This is a genomic window from Streptosporangium sp. NPDC002607 (assembly GCF_053592655.1).
The window spans coordinates 72,421-89,202 of record NZ_JBSFWD010000020.1; the positions used below are offsets into that span (position 1 = coordinate 72,421).

A 16,782-nucleotide genomic window follows, 5' to 3' on the forward strand; every position below is an offset into this window, starting at 1 on the left:
CCCCAAGATCCAATCTCTGAGAAGGAACGTGGATGAGCACCAAGGACTACTTGGAGAAGGACTACTACGCCGTCCTTGGTGTGCCCAAGACCGCCACGGCCGATGAGATCAAGAAGGCGTACCGGAAGCTGGCCAGGAAGTATCACCCTGACGCCAACCCCGGAAGCTCGGCGACCTCCGAGAGCACCGCCAAGTTCAAGGAGGTCTCCGAGGCCTACGACATCCTGTCCGACACCAAGCGCCGCAAGGAGTACGACGAGGCGCGGACGCTGTTCGGATCGGGTCTGGGCGGCTACGCGGGGACCGGGGGGGCTCCGCGCACCGGCGCGGGTGGGTTCCCGTTCGACCTGGGAGACCTCTTCGGAGGCACCCACCAGCAGAGCGGCGCCGGGGAGCGCATCGGCGACATCTTCGGCGGCCTCTTCAACCGGGGTGGCGCGAGCCGCCCCGGCGGGACGTCGACCAGGGCACGGCGCGGCCAGGACATCGAGTCCGAGGTCTCGCTCTCCTTCTCCGAGGCGGTGGAGGGCACCACGGTCTCGCTCCGTCTGACCAGTTCCTCCGCGTGCACCGCGTGCGGGGGAACCGGCGCCAAGGCCGGCACCACCCCGCGGGTCTGCCCGACCTGCGAGGGCACCGGGGCGGCCAGCCGCAACCTCGGAAACTTCGCCTTCTCCGAGCCGTGCCGCGACTGCAAGGGCCGCGGCCTGCTGGTGGACGACCCGTGCCAGGTATGTGAGGGGAGCGGGCGGGGCAAGAGCACCCGCACGATCCAGGCCCGCATCCCGGCAGGGGTCGGCGACGGCCAGCGCATCAAGATCAAGGCGAAGGGCGCGCCCGGGGAGAACGGCGGCCCCGCCGGTGACCTCTACGTCCAGATCCACGTCAAGCCGCACTCCGTGTTCGGCAGGACGGGTGAGAACCTGACGGTCACCGTTCCGGTCACCTTCACCGAGGCGGCGCTGGGAGCCGAGATCAAGGTGCCGATTCTCAAGGGAATGCCGGTCACGCTGCGCATCCCCGAGGGCACCCCGAACGGCCGCACCTTCCGGGTGCGCGGCAGGGGTGTGGCACGTAAGGACGGCACCAAGGGCGATCTGCTCGCCACGATCGAGGTTCTGGTGCCACAGCAGCTGGAGGACAAGGCGAGAGGGGCCCTTGAGGAGTTCCGCGACGCCACCTCGGGTGGTGACCCACGGGCGGACCTCATCGAACAGGCCAGAAGCGAGTAGCCATGGAAGCCAACTACTTCGATCTGTCGGATGACACACCCGTCTATGTGATCTCGGTGGCCGCCCAGCTGTCAGGTCTGCACCCGCAGACCCTTCGCCAGTACGACCGTCTCGGCCTGGTCAGCCCAGGCCGTACGGCGGGACGCGGACGCCTGTACTCCACCCGCGACATCATGATGCTCCGCGAGGTCCAGCGGCTCTCCCAGGAGGAGGGCATCAACCTCGCGGGCATCAAGCGAATCCTGGTCCTCGAGACGGAGGCCCTGCGCCTGCGTGACGAGAACCACCGTCTCCGCGCGGAGATGAACATGATCCGTGCCCTCATCCAGTACCAGCTACCTCCCGCCTGAAACTCCTACCCGTGAGGCCGCGCCGGTGACTGGACTGAGGAGAGCGGGGTCGTGAGGAACGAGCGGCCTCCCTCGACGAGGGAAGTCACCGGATCCCAGCGGCCTCACCGCGACGCGCCAGCGTCGCCGACAGCCCGTGAGGCCCCGCCGGTGACGGGGGAAGTCACCGGACCTCAGCGGCCGAACCGCGACGCGCCAGCGTCGTCGGCAACCCGTGAGGCCCCGCCGGTGACTGGGCCTGAGCGGCCTCACCGCGACGCGCAGCGTCGCCGACAGCCCGTGAGGCCGCGCCGGTGACTGGACTGAGGAGAGGGAGGTTGCGAGGAACGAGCGGCCTCCCTCGACGAGGGAAGTCACCGGATCCCAGCGGCCGAGCCGCGACGCGTTAGCGTCGCCGGCAGCGCCTCCTGAACCACACGAGGGAAGTCAATGGACTACAAGCTCACCCAGAAGAGTCAGGCGGCGGTCTCCTCCGCCATCCGGCGGGCAGCCGCGGAGGGTAACCCCGAGGTCGCCCCGGCCCATCTGTTCACCTCACTGCTCGCCCAGACCGGCGGCACCGCGGTACCCCTGCTCGAAGCGGTGGGCGCCGACTGGAAGCAGTTGCGGATCGAGGCCGAGAAGCAGCTCGCGGCCCTGCCGAAGGCACAGGGCGCCACGGTCAGCGCCCCGTCGAGCTCCCGGCAGCTTCTCACCGTGATGAACACGGCGGCCCAGCGGGCCCGCGGCCTTGAGGACGACTACGTCTCGACCGAACACCTGCTGGTCGGTCTCGCCACGGACGGCGGCCCCATCGCCCAACTGCTCAAATCGCGCGGCGCGAGCCCGAACGCGCTGCTCGATGCCTTCGAGAAGGTACGCGGGCACGCCAGGGTGACCAGCGAGACGCCCGAGGACACCTACCAGGCGCTGGAGAAGTACGGGATCGACCTGACCGAGCGGGCCCGGGCGGGCAAGCTCGATCCGGTGATCGGCCGCGACTCGGAGATCCGGCGCGTCGTCCAGGTGCTCAGCCGCCGTACCAAGAACAACCCGGTGCTCATCGGCGAGCCCGGCGTCGGAAAGACCGCCGTGGTGGAAGGGCTGGCCCAGCGGATCGTCGCGGGTGACGTGCCCTCCAGCCTGCGTGACAAGCGCCTGATCGCGCTCGACCTGGGCGCGATGGTCGCCGGCGCCAAGTACCGCGGCGAGTTCGAGGAACGTCTCAAGGCGGTGCTCGGGGAGATCAAGGAGAGTGACGGCCAGGTCGTCACCTTCATCGACGAGCTGCACACCATGGTCGGCGCGGGCGCCGGCGAGGGCGCGATGGACGCGGGCAACATGCTCAAGCCCATGCTGGCCCGCGGCGAGCTGAGGATGATCGGCGCCACCACGCTGGACGAGTACCGCGAGCGCATCGAGAAGGACCCCGCGCTGGAGCGGCGGTTCCAGCAGGTCTACGTGGGCGAGCCCACCGTCGAGGACACGATCGCCATCCTGCGCGGCCTCAAGGGGCGCTACGAGGCACACCACCAGGTCCAGATCGCCGACGGCGCGCTCGTGGCCGCAGCCGCCCTCTCCGACCGCTACATCACCTCCCGCTTCCTGCCCGACAAGGCGATCGACCTTGTCGACGAGGCCGCCTCCCGGCTCCGCATGGAGATCGACTCCCGTCCCGTCGAGATCGACCAGCTCCAGCGGAACGTGGATCGGATGAAGATGGAGGAGCTGGCGCTCGCCAAGGAGACCGACGAGAGCAGCCTGCAGAGGCTGGAGCGGCTCCGCGGGGAACTCGCCGACCGCCAGGAGGAGCTCAACGCCCTGGTCGGCCGGTGGGAGCAGGAGAAGGCCGGCCTCAACCGGGTCGGCGACCTGAAGAAGCAGATCGACGAGGTGCGGAGCGCCGCCGAGCGCGCGCAGCGCGACGGCGACTTCGAGGCCGCCTCGCGGCTGATGTACGCCGAGGTGCCCAGCCTGGAGGCCAAGCTCGCCGAGGCCAGCAAGGCCGCCCAGCCCGAGAACCCGATGGTCAAGGAGGAGGTCGGCGCCGACGACATCGCCCAGGTCATCTCCTCGTGGACCGGCATCCCCGCAGGCCGGCTGCTCGAAGGCGAGACCAGCAAGCTGCTCCGCATGGAGGAGGAACTCGGCAGGCGGCTGATCGGCCAGCGGCAGGCGGTCGAAGCGGTCTCCGACGCCGTACGGCGAGCGCGGGCCGGCATCTCCGACCCGGACCGGCCGACCGGCAGTTTCCTGTTCCTCGGTCCGACGGGCGTCGGCAAGACGGAGCTGGCCAAGGCGCTGGCGGACTTCCTGTTCGACGACGAGCGGGCGATGGTCCGCATCGACATGAGCGAGTACGGCGAGAAGCACAGCGTCTCGCGGCTGGTGGGCGCCCCACCCGGTTACGTGGGCTACGAGGAGGGCGGCCAGCTCACCGAGGCCGTGCGGCGCAGGCCGTACACCGTGGTGCTGCTGGACGAGGTCGAGAAGGCCCACCCCGAGGTCTTCGACATCCTGCTCCAGGTGCTCGACGACGGGCGGCTCACCGACGGACAGGGCCGGACCGTCGACTTCCGCAACGTGATCCTGATCCTCACCTCCAACATCGGCTCGCAGTTCCTCGTGGACCCGAGCATGGCGAAGGAGGATCAGCGGACCGCCGTGATGGCCGCGGTCAGGAGCTCGTTCAAGCCCGAGTTCCTCAACCGGCTCGACGACGTGATCCAGTTCGACGCGCTCGGCACCGAGGAGCTCTCCCAGATCGTGGACCTGCAGGTGACCCACCTGGCCAGGCGCCTGGCGGACCGGCGGCTCACGCTGACGGTGACCCCGGCGGCACGCGACTGGCTGGCGCTGACGGGCTACGACCCGCTGTACGGCGCGCGCCCGCTCCGCCGCCTCGTCCAGTCCGCGATCGGCGACAAGCTGGCCAAGGAGGTGCTCTCCGGCGAGGTCCAGGACGGCGACGAGGTGCTGGTCGACCTCGACGAGGCGAGTGACTCCCTGAACATCGGCCCGGTAAGGGCTTGACCATCACCGGGTGGGGCCCGGTAATGGCTCGACCACCATTGGGTTAAGCGCGCCCCTGGGCAAGACCCCCCTGTTACGTTCGGCAGTCATCGGATTACCGAACGCAACAGGGGGATGTGCATGTCGAACTCATCACGGAACATCAGGGGAATCCTCGCGGTGGCGCTGCTCACCGCCGGCGCCGGCTGGACCATGGTCTCTCCGGCCTCGGCGGAGGTCGCGCCCTGCCAGGAGCGCGAGACGGCAGGGGCACCGCAGGCACCCGGGGCCATGGCGGCCGCCTGCGAGGAGGCCGGCGACGTCGGAGGCACCGCGGCAGCCGACGGGACGACGACCACCGGCGACGCCGGGACGCCGGCGATCGCAGATGGTTCCGGGGCATCGGTGACCGCGAACATCGGCGAGACGCCGGTCGCGACGGACGGCACCGGGGCGTCGGTGACCGCCGGCACCGGCGAGACGCCGGTGACCGCGGACCGGCTCGCACACGTCACCGACCTGCCGGATCTCTCCCAGGCCTCAGCGCTGGTCAGCTTCGCCGATGCCGGAGGCGTCGCCGCGGGCACCGGCTTCCACGCGTTGCCCTTCGGGCTGTCGAGCCTGCCCGGTCACGAGTGGACGAACTCCTGGGTGAGCATCGTGGCCGACGCGCCGGACCTGCCCGGCCTGCCGGGCGCGCCGGGTGCTCCCAGCGACGGCATCAGCTGGCTGCGGGCCCCGGTGCCCCCGGCGCCCGAGCGACCCGCCGAAGCGGCGGTCACGCCGGACGACGACACGGCGCCGCTGCCCCAGCCGGCCCAGGCGGACGCCGTCACCGAGGACCTGCCGTCGGCCGAAACGCCGGTGGTGGAGCCTCCGGCCGTCGCACGCCCGGAGGCCCCCGCGGCGCCGGAGACTCCCACGGTGCCGGACACCTCCGCGGGCGAGGCCGCCACCACGGAGGGCGGCGCGGAGCTTTCCGTCCTCCCCGCGCTGGAGAGGACGATCCCGGGCCTCAATGTGGGGTAACCACCGGATCGCGAACCACCACGGAGGAAGGGTCGTGCCCCAACGGGTACGGCCCTTTCCTGGTTTCGGGGCAGGCCGCCGTCAGCACGAAGCGTCGAGGAGGGCGTCGAGCTCGTCTTCGGGGAGCCCGAGGTCGACGCGGATCCGGTAGCGGGTTCTGAGCAGGGCGATGTGCTCACCGCCGCCCTCCACCGCCCGGTGCGCCCCCTCGGTGGCCCACCGATGGGCCTCCCCGAGGTCTCCGTAGGCGACGAGCGTCTCAGCGACCGTGAGAGCGGTGGCCGCGGTGACCTCGCCGACCGCGCGAATCGCCGCGATCACCTCTCTCGCCTCGTCCGGCTGTTCGAGCTCGAAAAGAGTGTCGGCGATCCCGGCCCGGGGATCGACGCTCACCTCGCCACCGTCGTCCACCGCCCGCTGGAAGCAGTCAAGGGCCCGAGCGGGCTGTCCGGCCTGCCGCCACTCCTCGGCGGCGAGCACGAGGATCGCCGCCCGCGACATGTCGCCGGACGCGTACGCCTCGACCAGGGCTTCGAGTCGCCGAGCCAGGGCTTCGTGATCGTCGGCCAGAAGTGCCTGCTCAAGCAATCGATCAAGTTGCTCACGTGTCACATGCGCCACATCGCGAGAGTACCGAGCGACGCTCGACCGCGTACGGCCAACGGCAGGTATTGGCCATATGACCTTGAGTAAACGAACGACTACGGTGCGCGTGTTTCTCCAGTAAAACGGGCATATGAGCGATGACTCCTGCTAGGGGAGCACATCATTGGGAGGAGCTGCGATGGGCATGTCCAGGCAGACGGCCTTCACCCTGATGCTTCTCCTGGCCTTCTCCGTGATCGTTCCGGGGTCCGCCGGATATCTGTCGGTCAAGATGGAGGCGATCGGTCAGGCCCACCAGGAGCTGCTCACCCTGGAGAGCAGGCTCCGTCACGAGAAGCTCGCCGCCCGGATCAAGAGGATGGAGCGGGTCCATCGGGCGCGACGTCTCCAACCGGTCACCCCCTCCGAGCCCGTCCGGAGCTCCCGCGTCGAGTCGGGGGCGCTGCCGCCCGGACCCGGCACGGTCGTAGCGGTGCCGATCGAGCCGGGCGCGGAGTGGCCGCGCGAGAGGCCGCCGCGCACGCAACGGCAGGATGTGCAGCGGCAGAGCCCCCAGAGACCGGGAACGGCCTGGCAGAACCCGCAGGGGCCGGAAGCGCAGAGACTGCTGGAAGCGCAGAGACCGACGGCGCAGAGGCGCGTCGAGACCGGGACGGCCGGGGCAGCCGAGGCGGCCGGCGGGACCTTCGCGCAGGAGCGGTGGTCCCAGCTCGAACGCCGGGGCCAGGTCCGGCAGTATCGGGAACGGCCCACCGACGCGGGGCCCGTGTTCGCCACGCCGGACTCGACCGGCGGCGGGAACCCGCCTGAGGGCATCGGCGAGTCTCTCGAAGAGAACCTTCTCCCCCAGCTCTCTCAGACCGAGACCCGGGCGAACTGACGGTTCAGATAGCCACGGATCAGACGCTTGGCCTCGGCCACGAGCTGCGGGTCGCCGTTCGGATCACGGCGGAACGCCAGCTTGAGCACCGCGTCTCCGGCCTCCACCGCGACCAGGATGGCCAGGTCGAACTCCTCGCTGTCGGCCAGGCCGTACTCCTGCAGGAGGAGGCCACGCAGCCGTCCGGCGATCACCGTGTTGTTCTCAGAACCGGCGTCGAGCAGGTTGAGGTCGACCACGTCGCCGAAGTGCAGGGACCGGAAACCCGGCACGGTCCTGTGCATCTCCACGTACTCATCGATGATCGCGTCGACCGCGTCCCACCAGCCCGCGTAGTCCTCCGACAGGAAGCGTCTCCCGATCCGGGAGACGAACCCCTCGATGTGACGCCGGGTCACCGCCTGGGCGATGGCCCGTTTGTCGGGAAAGAACTGGTAGACCGAGCCGATCGCGACCCCCGCGCGCTCGGCGATCCGTGTGGTGGAAAGCGCGTCGTAGCCGATCTCGTCCAGCAGGTCGGCGCACGCGTCGAGCATTCGCTCCACGCGCCGTGCGCTCCGTCGCTGGGTGGGCTGACGCCGCAGTGGGACTTCGCAGGGCTCCTCGGCGGGCACGATGGACACCCCACCATCTTGCCCGCCTGACGCCGTCGGGTCAGTGCTTATTCGTCATTCGCGAGATTTCGCCGCCGCCGGCCAGCCGTGCCAGCCGGCGCACGGCCGCCGGGGAGATCCGCGAGAGCGCGTGACCGATTTTGCCCTCCGCGTTCACGGCGACGACGGGCAGGTCGCGGTGGACCGCGCGCAGGATGTGCGCGGCCACCCGCTCGGGCGGGTACCCGCGCGCGGCCAGCGCCCTCCCCGCGGGCCTGCCGGCGCCCTCGGCGAGCTCGCCGACGTACCTGGCGTTCCGCGCGATCGCGGTGGAGACGAACCCGGGACAGATCGCGGTGACCCCGATCCCCTGCCCGGCGAGCTCCGCGCGCAGGCAGTCGCTGAGCATCTTCACCGCCGCCTTCGACGTCGAGTACGCGGGCAGCAGCCGGCTGGGCAGGAAGGCGGCGAGCGAGGCCACGTTCACGATGTGACCGCCCTGGCCGCGCTCGGCCATCTGGGCGGCGAACAGGCGGCAGCCGTGGATGACGCCCCACAGGTTCACGTCCAGGGTCCGCCGCCAGTCGTCGACCGAGTGGTCGAGGAACGGGCCGGCCACCGCGATCCCCGCGTTGTTGACCACGATGTCGGGCACGCCGTACCGGTCTTTGACCACCCGCGCGAACTCCTCCATCCCGGTGGTGTCCGCGACGTCCACTTGCCGGGCGTGCGCCGTGCCCCCACCCGCGGCGATGCCCTCCACGGTGCGGCGGGCCGCGCCGAGATCGATGTCCGCGCAGATCACCTCGGCGCCGTGCGCGGCGAAGGCGCGGGCCGTGGCCCGTCCGATCCCGCTGCCCGCACCGGTGACCACCACCAGCCGGTCGTCGTAGGGCCCGCGCCTGCCGGGCCGGTCCCCGCGCAGTTCCCTGGAGGGCGGCGTCCCCTCGACGTGCTCGGCGAACTCGGCGATCATGCGGGCGAGCACCCGGGGATGGCTGCGCTGCGCCCAGTGGCCCGCGGGGATGCGGCGGTGCCACAGCCTTGGCACCCACAGGCGCGTCGAGGCGAGCAGCGCGGAGGAGACGAACAGGTCCTTCGTGGTCTCGACAAGCTGGACGGGTAGCCGGGGGACGGGCTCGGCGGGCGTCCCCCGGCGGGTCAGCATGTTGGCCCGGTAGAGACCGAGGCCGTTCAGTCCGTCCCTGACGAGCGTGTCCGCAGGGTGCCCCGGGCGCCCGGCCCGTACGGACCGTCTCATCACACGCGGCAGCACGGCGCGCAGGACGAGTTCGGGGATGACGGGGATCTGGAAGGCGCCGATGTACCAGGAGCGCAGGAGCTGCCCGGCGACCTCGCGCGGACGGCCGTGCCGTACGAAGTGGGCGGCCTGGTCCAGGTGCGGGCCGCCGACGGAGGTGAAGGAGAGGATCCGCTCCTCGATTCCCGGCCTGCCGATCAGCTTCCAGCCCTGGATGGAGCCCCAGTCGTGCCCGACGAGGTGCACTCCCGGCTTGCCCACCGCGTCCAGGACCGCGGTCATGTCGGCGGCCAGGTGGTCGTAGTCGTAGTCCTCGGTGGCACGCGGGGCGCCGGAGAGTCCGGCACCGCGGACGTCGTAGCGGACCACGTGGAAGCGGTCCTCCAGCAGCGAGGCGACCTCGTCCCAGACCCGGTGGGTGTCCGGATAGCCATGGACCAGCAGGACCGTGGGAGCGGCGGGATCACCCTGCTCGAACAGTGCCAGCCGCACGTCGCCGGACTCGACCCACCGCACCACGACCTCCTGTTGGATGGATTGTCCAAGACAGTAGTCGAACAGAACGGGATCCTGACAGGCCGCTTCCCGCGGCCGGCCGCGCACGACCTGGGGTGATCATCGAAGGCGACGCGGCGCGGGGAGAGCGGGACCGGCCCGGTCAGCCGGGCTGACCGGGTCTGGCGGCCAGTCCGGTGCAGTCGCGCAGCGCCTTCCAGTTCGCGATGGCCTGCTGCCGCCCGAGCCCGGTGATCGGGATCGGTACCCCGCCCTGGATGCTGGCCGGGGTCCACTGGTCCTTGAGCACCCTGCGGCCGTTGATCGTCAGAGTGAGCACGCCGGTCCTGCCGGTCTCCGGGCCCCAGTTGTAGAAGACGAAGTTACCCATGCCGTAGTTGACGTAGCTGTTCTTCAGGTAGCCGCCGCCGAGCAGGATGTGCGCGTGGCCGCCCACGATGACATCCGCCCCGGCCGCGACCAGCTTGGGCGCCAGGCCGCGCTGCGCCTCGTTGGGGCACTTCTGCAGTTCGGTGCCCCAGTGCAGGTGGACGATCACGGTGTCGGAGTTCTTGCGGGCCCTGCGCACCTCCTGGATCAACCGCGCCTCGTTCTTGGCCGAGGCGAGGCCGGCCTTGTCACCGGAGGCGGTCCACGCCCCGACGAACTCCGCGTCCAGCACCTGGGTGGCGCCGATGATGGCGACGCGGTTGCCGTTCACGGTGGTCCGCCACGGCCGGTAGGCCTCGGCCTCGTTCCTGCCCACGCCCACAACGGGGAATTTGGCGCGTTTTATGGCGGCGAGGGAGTCGGTCAACCCGCTCTGCATGTAGTCCATGCCGTGGTTGTTCGCCAGGGACGCCACGTCCACCCCTGACGCCTTCAGCGCGGTCAGCGCGGCCGCCGGAGCGCGGAAGGTGTACTGCTTGCCCGGTGCGGGGGTGCCACCGGTGGTGATCGCGGTCTCCAGGTTGACCATCGCCAGGTCGGAGCGGCTGAGCACCTTGGCGATCGGGCCGAGCGCGGTCTTCGGATCGGCGTTCAGACGGGTTCGCAGCACGCCCTCGAAGTGCACGTCGCCACCAAAGGAGATGGTGTACGGCTTGCGCTCGGGGGTAGGCGTGGGCTCCGCCTGGGGGGTCGGCTTCTCCTCGACGTCGGCGAGTGCGCCGGGGGTGACCGACTCGGCCGTGGAACAGGCCGCGAGGAGCACGGCTGAGGCGGTGATCGTGGCGGCCAGGGCAAGACGTCGGGCGGTGCTGTACGTGTCCATCGGTATCCGAGGATGCCATCTCACCCGCGATGTGTGGCACAACTCGCCCTACGAGATTCGATTCCTTAAAAGTTGAGTAAATCGCTTATTCGAATAATTCAACTTTAGACCGTACCGTGTCGTCCATGGAGGACCAGGGCCGGTGAGCTCGGCAGCCCCGGCACCCAGCGTGACCCGCGCGGCTTCGCGCTGAAGTTCTACACCGAAGAGGGCAACGACGACATCGTCGGCAACAACCCGCCGATCTTCTTCCACCGACCGCGCCCACCTGGTGAACAACGTCGTCGGCCACGCCTCCGCCCCGGAGGTCACCGCCGAGATGAAGAAGCGCGTCGTGGAGTACTGGACGAACATCCACAAGGACCTCGGCCAGGGCGTCGCCCAGGGCCTGGGCGCGTCACCGCCGAATAGTCACACCCTCTCCTCGTACGGCTCGCACCTTCGACAGGTGCGGGCCATACGGCTTCTCCCCCGGTTTCCCGGAGAGACCGCCCCCGGGGACGCGAAAGGGGCCTGACCACCGTTGGGCAAGCCCCCGTCCGAGGTGCGGAACCGTTCAGAAGTCGAACTCCCCACCCTTCACCCCACCGACGAACGCGGCCCATCCGGCATGGCCGAAAACGAGCACCGGTCCTTCCCGGTCCTTGCTGTCGCGCACACCCACTTCACGTCCGGAGAGCCGTGCCACCTCCACACAGTTACCATTGAGGGAACTGTGGCTGCTCTTCTTCCAGATCAACGCATCACCTGATTCCATGCCCGTCCTCTCACCCAACAGCACCAATGTCAGAATTTCATCGGGAAGACGAGGAAATGCAAGACTCTTACATGGAATAGTCCGCTAACCAGCGGGTTTATCGCGCCAGGCCTCATACCGGGAAACCGGCGACGGTGGAGCCCACGGTTCCCCCACCATCTGCACCCACATGGGCATCCCCGTCAGCGCCGCCCGCCTGAGGCGCCTCGGGCCGCGGGGCGGGTATTCCACCAAGATCGTTGATCGCCCGGCACACCGCCTCCATCCAGCGGTCGGCGGCGGGCCCGTGAACCTCGAACCGGATGTACGGCTTCGCGGCCCGGCAGTCCTCGACCCGCACGAGGTGGTGAGAGGTGCCCGGGGAAACGGCCCGCGGCCATCGGCCGGCGGGCCGTTCTCATCTCTCAGAGATGTAATCCGTCTTTCTTGATCGCGCCGACGAAGATTCCCCACTCCTCGCGGGTGAAGACCAGGACCGGCCCTGACCGCTCCTTGCTGTCCCGGACCCCCATGTGGCCCCCGTCCAGCGCCGCCACCTCGACACAGTTCCCGTTCACGGAACTGAGCGAGCTTTTCTTCCACTCAGCGGCGCTGATATGTTTCTTGTTCATTTGTCTTCCAATATGTGCATAGCGGCCTGCCGCTATCTTTCCCAGTACTCCGTTGTGTTTCTTATCAGTTCCTGCGACGCCGCCTCGTCCAGAGCCCGCTCCGCCAGATGGCCGAAGGCCCGTTCGTACCCGTAGACCATTTCCGCGTCCTCTATGAACCGTCCGCCGAACAAGGACTCCAGATAGACGACATCGGGGAAGTCGGAGAACGTCAGGTGCACGAAGGTTCCCGTGGACACCGGCGGCGGAACGTCCTGGGGCAGGATCCGTATCTCCACGTGCGGTAACCGGGAGATCTCGATCAGATGCAGAAGTTGGTCCCGCATGACCTGGGCGTCGCCGTACTGGTTCTTCAGCACGGACTCGTGGAAGACGCTTATGTGCGTCAGCGGTCGCGGCGCGTGCAGCAGGGTGTGCTGGCGCATCATCCGGATCTCCGCGCGATCCTGAAACCAGCTCGACGGTAGCTGGCTGGCGTGTTGACCCGCCGCGAGGACCTCCCGGGCGTATTCCTTCGTCTGGAGAAGGCCGGGCACGACCTGGGGTTCCCAGTTTCGCGTCATGGTGGCCTCCGCCTCCATCCCGATGAGCGTGATGTAGTCATCGGGGACGGAACTCCGATACCTCTCCCACCACCCCTTCCGGGCGGCGTCGTGTCGCAGCGCGACCAGAGCCTCCCGGAGGTGCTCGTCGACCCCGTAGAGCCCGCAGAGCGCCTCGACGTCCTCCTCCTTGGCCAGTGTCTTGGCGGTCTCGATGCGGCTGACCTTGGCGGTCGACCACCCGAGACGGTCGGACACCTCGTCGCCGGTCATGTTCAGGCCTTCGCGGAGCCGGCGAAGCTCCATGCCCAGCCGACGCCGGCGGAGCGCTGGACTACCACGTTCCGGCATCACGACCTCCTCGCCATGACGGGCGGGTGGACGTCATGGCCTCGACAGGAACCAGACGAATGGTAGTGCAAATTACACTGTCGTTTGCAGTGTATTCGGAGAAGTTTATTGCTTTTTTCCTTACGGCAAGTCTTGCAGGGAAATCTCTACTGAGCGACTATCAGAACAGGAAGGTTCTCGGAAGATCGGGGAATCCACCGGTGATCATCCGGGGGATGTCTTCGAGGACCTCCGCGAATCGCGCGCGGGGCGAAACGTGCGCGCACCTGATCGGCAACGGCGCCGTCTCCAGCACGACGGAGTTGAACCGGGGAGGCCAGCAGGGGGAGCGGAGGAAATCGGCCGGCGACGGCCCAGAGTCGCACGCACCAGGGGGCGCCCGATCGGGCGCAAAAAAGCACCGGGTCGGCGGCCACCGACCCGGTTGGCACAAGAACTCCACGTTGAAACCACGAAGGGAGTCTCCTATGTCCTTCCACCGTACCAAGGGACTCTGCGGAATCAAGACCCTCATCCTCGATCTGATCTACATCGTCGACCGAGAACTCTGCATGGACCAGGACGAGTGGGCCCACCGGCTCGGCTGGACCGTGACCAGGACCGGTTTCGTGAGCAGGCACTACCGCGAGCCCCGGTTCGACCTCCTCAAGGCCGAGCGGACCGCCGCCCCCGCCCTCGCCCTGGCGCCCGTACCCGGCAAGAGGGCGGGCGGCGATGTCGCGGCGTAACCTCCGCAACAACCGCTACGGTCGCCCCGACGGCCGGCCACCCGGCAGGACGGGCCTCCTCGTCCGGCTGTGGCGCTGGCGGACGGAGATCGTCCTGCTCGCCGCCGTCTCGACCGTCCTGGCCGCGGCGGCCCTCTCCTTCAAACAGGGCCACTGGTGGCCCTCCGCCCTTCTGGCCTGCACCTCCGGCGTCCCCGCCGCCTCCCGCTCCGGGCGCAGGTGGGTGAGGGCGCACGCGTGGTGTCTGATCTCCCGGCACCGCCTCCAGAGGACGTGCGTGGAGACCGGGATACACACCCGCTCGGGACGGCTTCCGCTGGTGCTGTGGATCACTCCTTCCGCCGCCGGGGAGAAGGCGCTGATCCTCGCCAGGGCCGGGATCTGTGCCGAGGACTTCGAGGCGTTCTCGGCCGAGATCGCGTCGGCGTGCTACGCCCGCGACACCGTGGTCCTTCGGCACCGCAGGTGGGCGCACCTGCTGGCCGTCGAGATCGTCCGCAGGGACGAGTTCACCGGCCCCCCGGTGGGAATCGACCGGTGGTACGGGTGGACGGACTGGGTCGGCCCACGGGCCCACCGGACCGTGCGGGAGGAGTCCGGCATCCGCTCCGCCGCCGCCCTGCTCCCCGGGCCGCACGAGCCCGCCGACCAACGGCAACGGGCCGCGTGAACCTCCGGTCCACGGGAAGCAGGCCGCGCGAACCTCCCATCCGGCCGCGGGACACAGCGGGCCGTCTGGGTTCCACTGGCCGTTCCCGTCCTCCTGGCGGCACGGAAGCCCCCGAGTTCGCCCTCGGGGGCTTCCCCTCGCCCCGGCCTACGGCCATGATGAGTTCACTTGCCGGACTCAGGAGTGCCGATGAGAACAGCGCACCGGACCTGCCCCCTCTGCGAGGCCGTCTGCGGCCTCCGGCTCACCCTCGACGACACCGGGCACGTCACCTCGGTCAAGGGCGACCCGGACGACCCGTTTTCCAAGGGGTTCATCTGCCCCAAGGGGGCAAGCCTGGGCCGCCTCGACGAGGACCCGGACCGGCTGGGCGTCCCGATGATCCGGACGGGCGAGGTGTGGCGCGAGGCGTCCTGGGACGAGGCGTTCCGCACGGTCGAGGAGGGTCTGAAGGGCGTGATCGACGCACACGGCCGCCGGTCTCTGGCCGTCTACGTCGGCAACCCGAACGCCCACTCCATGGCGGGCGCCCTGTACGGCACCCCCCTGATCCGCGCTCTCGGCACCCGCAACGTCTTCTCCGCGAGCACCGCGGACCAGATGCCCAAGCACGTCTCCTGCGGCCTGATGCTCGGCGACCCGCTGGCCATCGCGGTGCCCGATCTGGATCGCACCGACTACCTGCTGATGCTCGGCGCCAACCCGCTGGAGTCCAACGGCTCGCTCTGCACCGCCCCTGACTTCCCCGGCCGCCTCAAGGCGCTGCGCGGACGCGGAGGCAGGCTCGTGGTCGTCGACCCGCGCCGCACCCGCACCGCCGCTCTCGCCGACGAACACCTGTTCGTGAGGCCGGGCACCGACGCCTACCTGCTGTTCGGCATCGTGCACACCCTCTTCGCCGAGGATCTGACCTCGGTGGGCGTCGAGGTCAACGGGCTGGACGAGGTCAGACGGCTGGCGGAGGACTTCGCCCCGGAGACCGTGGCCCCGATCTGCGGGGTGCCCGCCGCGGAGATCGTACGGCTGGCGCGCGAGCTGGCCGCGGCCCCGACCGCCGCCGTCTACGCCCGTATCGGCACCTGCACCGTCGAGTTCGGCACCGTCACGCAGTGGCTGGTCGACGTCGTCAACATCCTGACCGGCAACTTCGACCGCCCCGGCGGGGTCATGTTCGCGAAAACCGCGGTGGAGAACGGCCGCAGGAGCAGGCCGTACACCACGGGACGCTGGCACAGCCGCGTCCGCGGGCTGCCGGAGGCGAACGGTGAGCTCCCGGTGGCCACCCTCGCGGACGAGATCGAGACACCGGGCGAGGGGCAGGTCAAAGGGCTGGTCATGGTGGCCGGCAACCCGGTGCTGTCGGCGCCGGGCGGTCCCCGGCTGGACGCGGCCTTCCGTGACCTGGAGTTCATGGTCTGTGTGGACCCGTACCTGAACGAGACCACCAGGCACGCGAACGTCATCCTGCCACCGCCCCGGGTGATGCAGTCGCCGCACTACGACCTGTCGCTGCTGTTCGTCGCGGTCCGCAACTACGCGAGGTTCTCCCCGCCGGTCCTGCCACTGGAGCCGGGACGTCCCTCCGAGGCCGAGATCATGGCGCGGCTGACGATGATCGCCTCTGGGCAGGGGGCGGACGCCGACCCGGCCCTGCTCGACGAGCTGATCCTCGACCAGATGCTCCGCAAGGCGGCCGAGACGCCCGGCTCACCGATGGAGGGCGGGGACCCGGCCGAGCTGCGTGCCTCGCTGGACGGCGGTAGCGGAGCCGAGATGCGGCTGGACGCCATGCTCAGGCTCGGCCCCTACGGGCTCTCCCTGGCCACGCTCCTGGCGAACCCGCACGGCATCGACCTGGGCGCTCTGGAACCTCGGCTGACGGAGATCGTCCGCACCGCCTCGGGGCGGGTGGAGCTGGCCCCGCCGCGGCTGGTCGAGGACGTCGCGCGGCTGCGCGGGCGGCTGACCGTGCCACCCGCGGAGATCGTGCTGATCGGCCGGCGCCACCTGCGCTCCAACAACAGCTGGCTGCACAACGTGGGCCCGCTGGTCGGCGGGACCAACCGGTGCACCCTGCAGATCAACCCGGACGACGTGAGCAGGCTCGGGCTGGGCGAGCACGCGGTGGTGCGCTCGGCGGCCGGCGAGCTGGTCGTACCGCTGGAGCCGACCGACACGATCATGCCGGGAGTGGTCAGCCTGCCCCACGGATGGGGACACGCGGGCACCTCGCAACTGGTGGCCGCCAAGCACGCGGGGGTCAACGCGAACGCGCTGACAGACGATTCCATCGTGGACGTACCCTCGGGAAACGCCGTGTTCAACGGGGTCCCCGTCACACTCGGCCGGGCATGATCCCATGATCGCTCGGAAAAGGGGGATCGACGCGCATTAGGCTTGCGCGCGTGACCAC

General features: G+C 69.6%; 15 protein-coding genes and 2 pseudogenes. 10 read left to right on the forward strand and 7 right to left on the reverse strand.

The features are described from left to right. The first annotated feature begins 32 nt into the window (after positions 1-32). From dnaJ to ACWD3H_RS22990, 4 genes and pseudogenes are all read left to right on the forward strand, one after another. Entirely contained in the window at positions 33-1,232 is a 1,200-nt protein-coding gene (dnaJ, locus tag ACWD3H_RS22975; RefSeq protein WP_451956409.1) for a molecular chaperone DnaJ, read from the forward strand. Between the two features lie 2 nt (positions 1,233-1,234). Continuing rightward, positions 1,235-1,487 (forward strand): annotated as a pseudogene (locus ACWD3H_RS22980) (heat shock protein transcriptional repressor HspR); the annotation flags it as partial. A 524-nt stretch (positions 1,488-2,011) separates the two neighbouring features. Continuing rightward, entirely contained in the window at positions 2,012-4,594 is a 2,583-nt protein-coding gene (gene clpB / locus ACWD3H_RS22985; protein WP_355550556.1) for an ATP-dependent chaperone ClpB, read from the forward strand. 120 nt (positions 4,595-4,714) lie between these two features. After that, positions 4,715-5,602 carry a hypothetical protein gene (locus ACWD3H_RS22990; protein WP_451956410.1) on the forward strand — a complete coding sequence of 296 codons (888 nt, stop codon included), beginning with the start codon at positions 4,715-4,717 and terminating at the stop codon, positions 5,600-5,602. 81 nt (positions 5,603-5,683) lie between these two features. On the opposite strand, the gene ACWD3H_RS22995 is transcribed toward ACWD3H_RS22990, so the two are convergent. Continuing rightward, entirely contained in the window at positions 5,684-6,223 is a 540-nt protein-coding gene (locus tag ACWD3H_RS22995; protein ID WP_451956411.1) for a tetratricopeptide repeat protein, read from the reverse strand. 169 nt (positions 6,224-6,392) lie between these two features. Between ACWD3H_RS22995 and ACWD3H_RS23000 the strand changes: the two genes are divergently transcribed. Further along, the gene (locus tag ACWD3H_RS23000) at positions 6,393-7,088 is read left to right on the forward strand and encodes a hypothetical protein (RefSeq protein ID WP_451956412.1); all 696 of its coding nucleotides are present in this window, start codon (positions 6,393-6,395) and stop codon (positions 7,086-7,088) included. Here ACWD3H_RS23000 and ACWD3H_RS23005 read toward each other — a convergent pair. The 3 genes from ACWD3H_RS23005 to ACWD3H_RS23015 all read right to left on the reverse strand — a co-directional run bounded on the left by ACWD3H_RS23005 (position 7,064) and on the right by ACWD3H_RS23015 (position 10,710). Further along, on the reverse strand, positions 7,064-7,624 hold the full coding sequence (locus ACWD3H_RS23005; protein ID WP_355550678.1) for a TetR family transcriptional regulator: 561 nt from the start codon (positions 7,622-7,624) through the stop codon (positions 7,064-7,066). The two genes, ACWD3H_RS23000 and ACWD3H_RS23005, sit on opposite strands and share 25 nt — an antisense overlap. A gap of 118 nt (positions 7,625-7,742) precedes the next feature. Continuing rightward, complete coding sequence (locus tag ACWD3H_RS23010) at positions 7,743-9,458, reverse strand: SDR family oxidoreductase (protein ID WP_451956413.1); 1,716 nt, start codon at positions 9,456-9,458, stop codon at positions 7,743-7,745. 142 nt (positions 9,459-9,600) lie between these two features. Continuing rightward, positions 9,601-10,710, reverse strand: coding sequence for a CapA family protein (locus ACWD3H_RS23015; protein WP_451956414.1), 1,110 nt, complete (start codon positions 10,708-10,710; stop codon positions 9,601-9,603). Positions 10,711-10,842: 132 nt separating this feature from the next. On the opposite strand from ACWD3H_RS23015, the pseudogene ACWD3H_RS23020 reads away from it, so the two are divergent. Continuing rightward, positions 10,843-10,968 (forward strand): annotated as a pseudogene (locus tag ACWD3H_RS23020) (catalase); the annotation flags it as partial. A 13-nt stretch (positions 10,969-10,981) separates the two neighbouring features. After that, positions 10,982-11,227, forward strand: a complete 246-nt coding sequence (locus ACWD3H_RS23025; protein WP_451956415.1) for a hypothetical protein — start codon at positions 10,982-10,984, stop codon at positions 11,225-11,227. Between the two features lie 39 nt (positions 11,228-11,266). Here the strand turns inward: ACWD3H_RS23025 and ACWD3H_RS23030 are convergent, their stop codons facing one another. From ACWD3H_RS23030 to ACWD3H_RS23040, 3 genes are all read right to left on the reverse strand, one after another. Further along, entirely contained in the window at positions 11,267-11,491 is a 225-nt protein-coding gene (locus ACWD3H_RS23030; protein WP_350918623.1) for a DUF397 domain-containing protein, read from the reverse strand. Between the two features lie 380 nt (positions 11,492-11,871). After that, complete coding sequence (locus tag ACWD3H_RS23035) at positions 11,872-12,078, reverse strand: DUF397 domain-containing protein (RefSeq protein ID WP_355550571.1); 207 nt, start codon at positions 12,076-12,078, stop codon at positions 11,872-11,874. Positions 12,079-12,110: 32 nt separating this feature from the next. Continuing rightward, positions 12,111-12,971, reverse strand: coding sequence for a helix-turn-helix domain-containing protein (locus ACWD3H_RS23040; RefSeq protein ID WP_350918629.1), 861 nt, complete (start codon positions 12,969-12,971; stop codon positions 12,111-12,113). Between the two features lie 467 nt (positions 12,972-13,438). On the opposite strand from ACWD3H_RS23040, the gene ACWD3H_RS23045 reads away from it, so the two are divergent. From ACWD3H_RS23045 to ACWD3H_RS23055, 3 genes are all read left to right on the forward strand, one after another. Further along, complete coding sequence (locus ACWD3H_RS23045) at positions 13,439-13,699, forward strand: hypothetical protein (protein ID WP_355550575.1); 261 nt, start codon at positions 13,439-13,441, stop codon at positions 13,697-13,699. Next, complete coding sequence (locus tag ACWD3H_RS23050) at positions 13,686-14,369, forward strand: hypothetical protein (RefSeq protein WP_355613283.1); 684 nt, start codon at positions 13,686-13,688, stop codon at positions 14,367-14,369. The genes ACWD3H_RS23045 and ACWD3H_RS23050 overlap by 14 nt, the downstream gene beginning before the upstream one ends. Positions 14,370-14,558: 189 nt before the next feature. Continuing rightward, positions 14,559-16,724, forward strand: a complete 2,166-nt coding sequence (locus ACWD3H_RS23055; protein ID WP_451956416.1) for a molybdopterin-dependent oxidoreductase — start codon at positions 14,559-14,561, stop codon at positions 16,722-16,724. Positions 16,725-16,782: the final 58 nt, after the last annotated feature.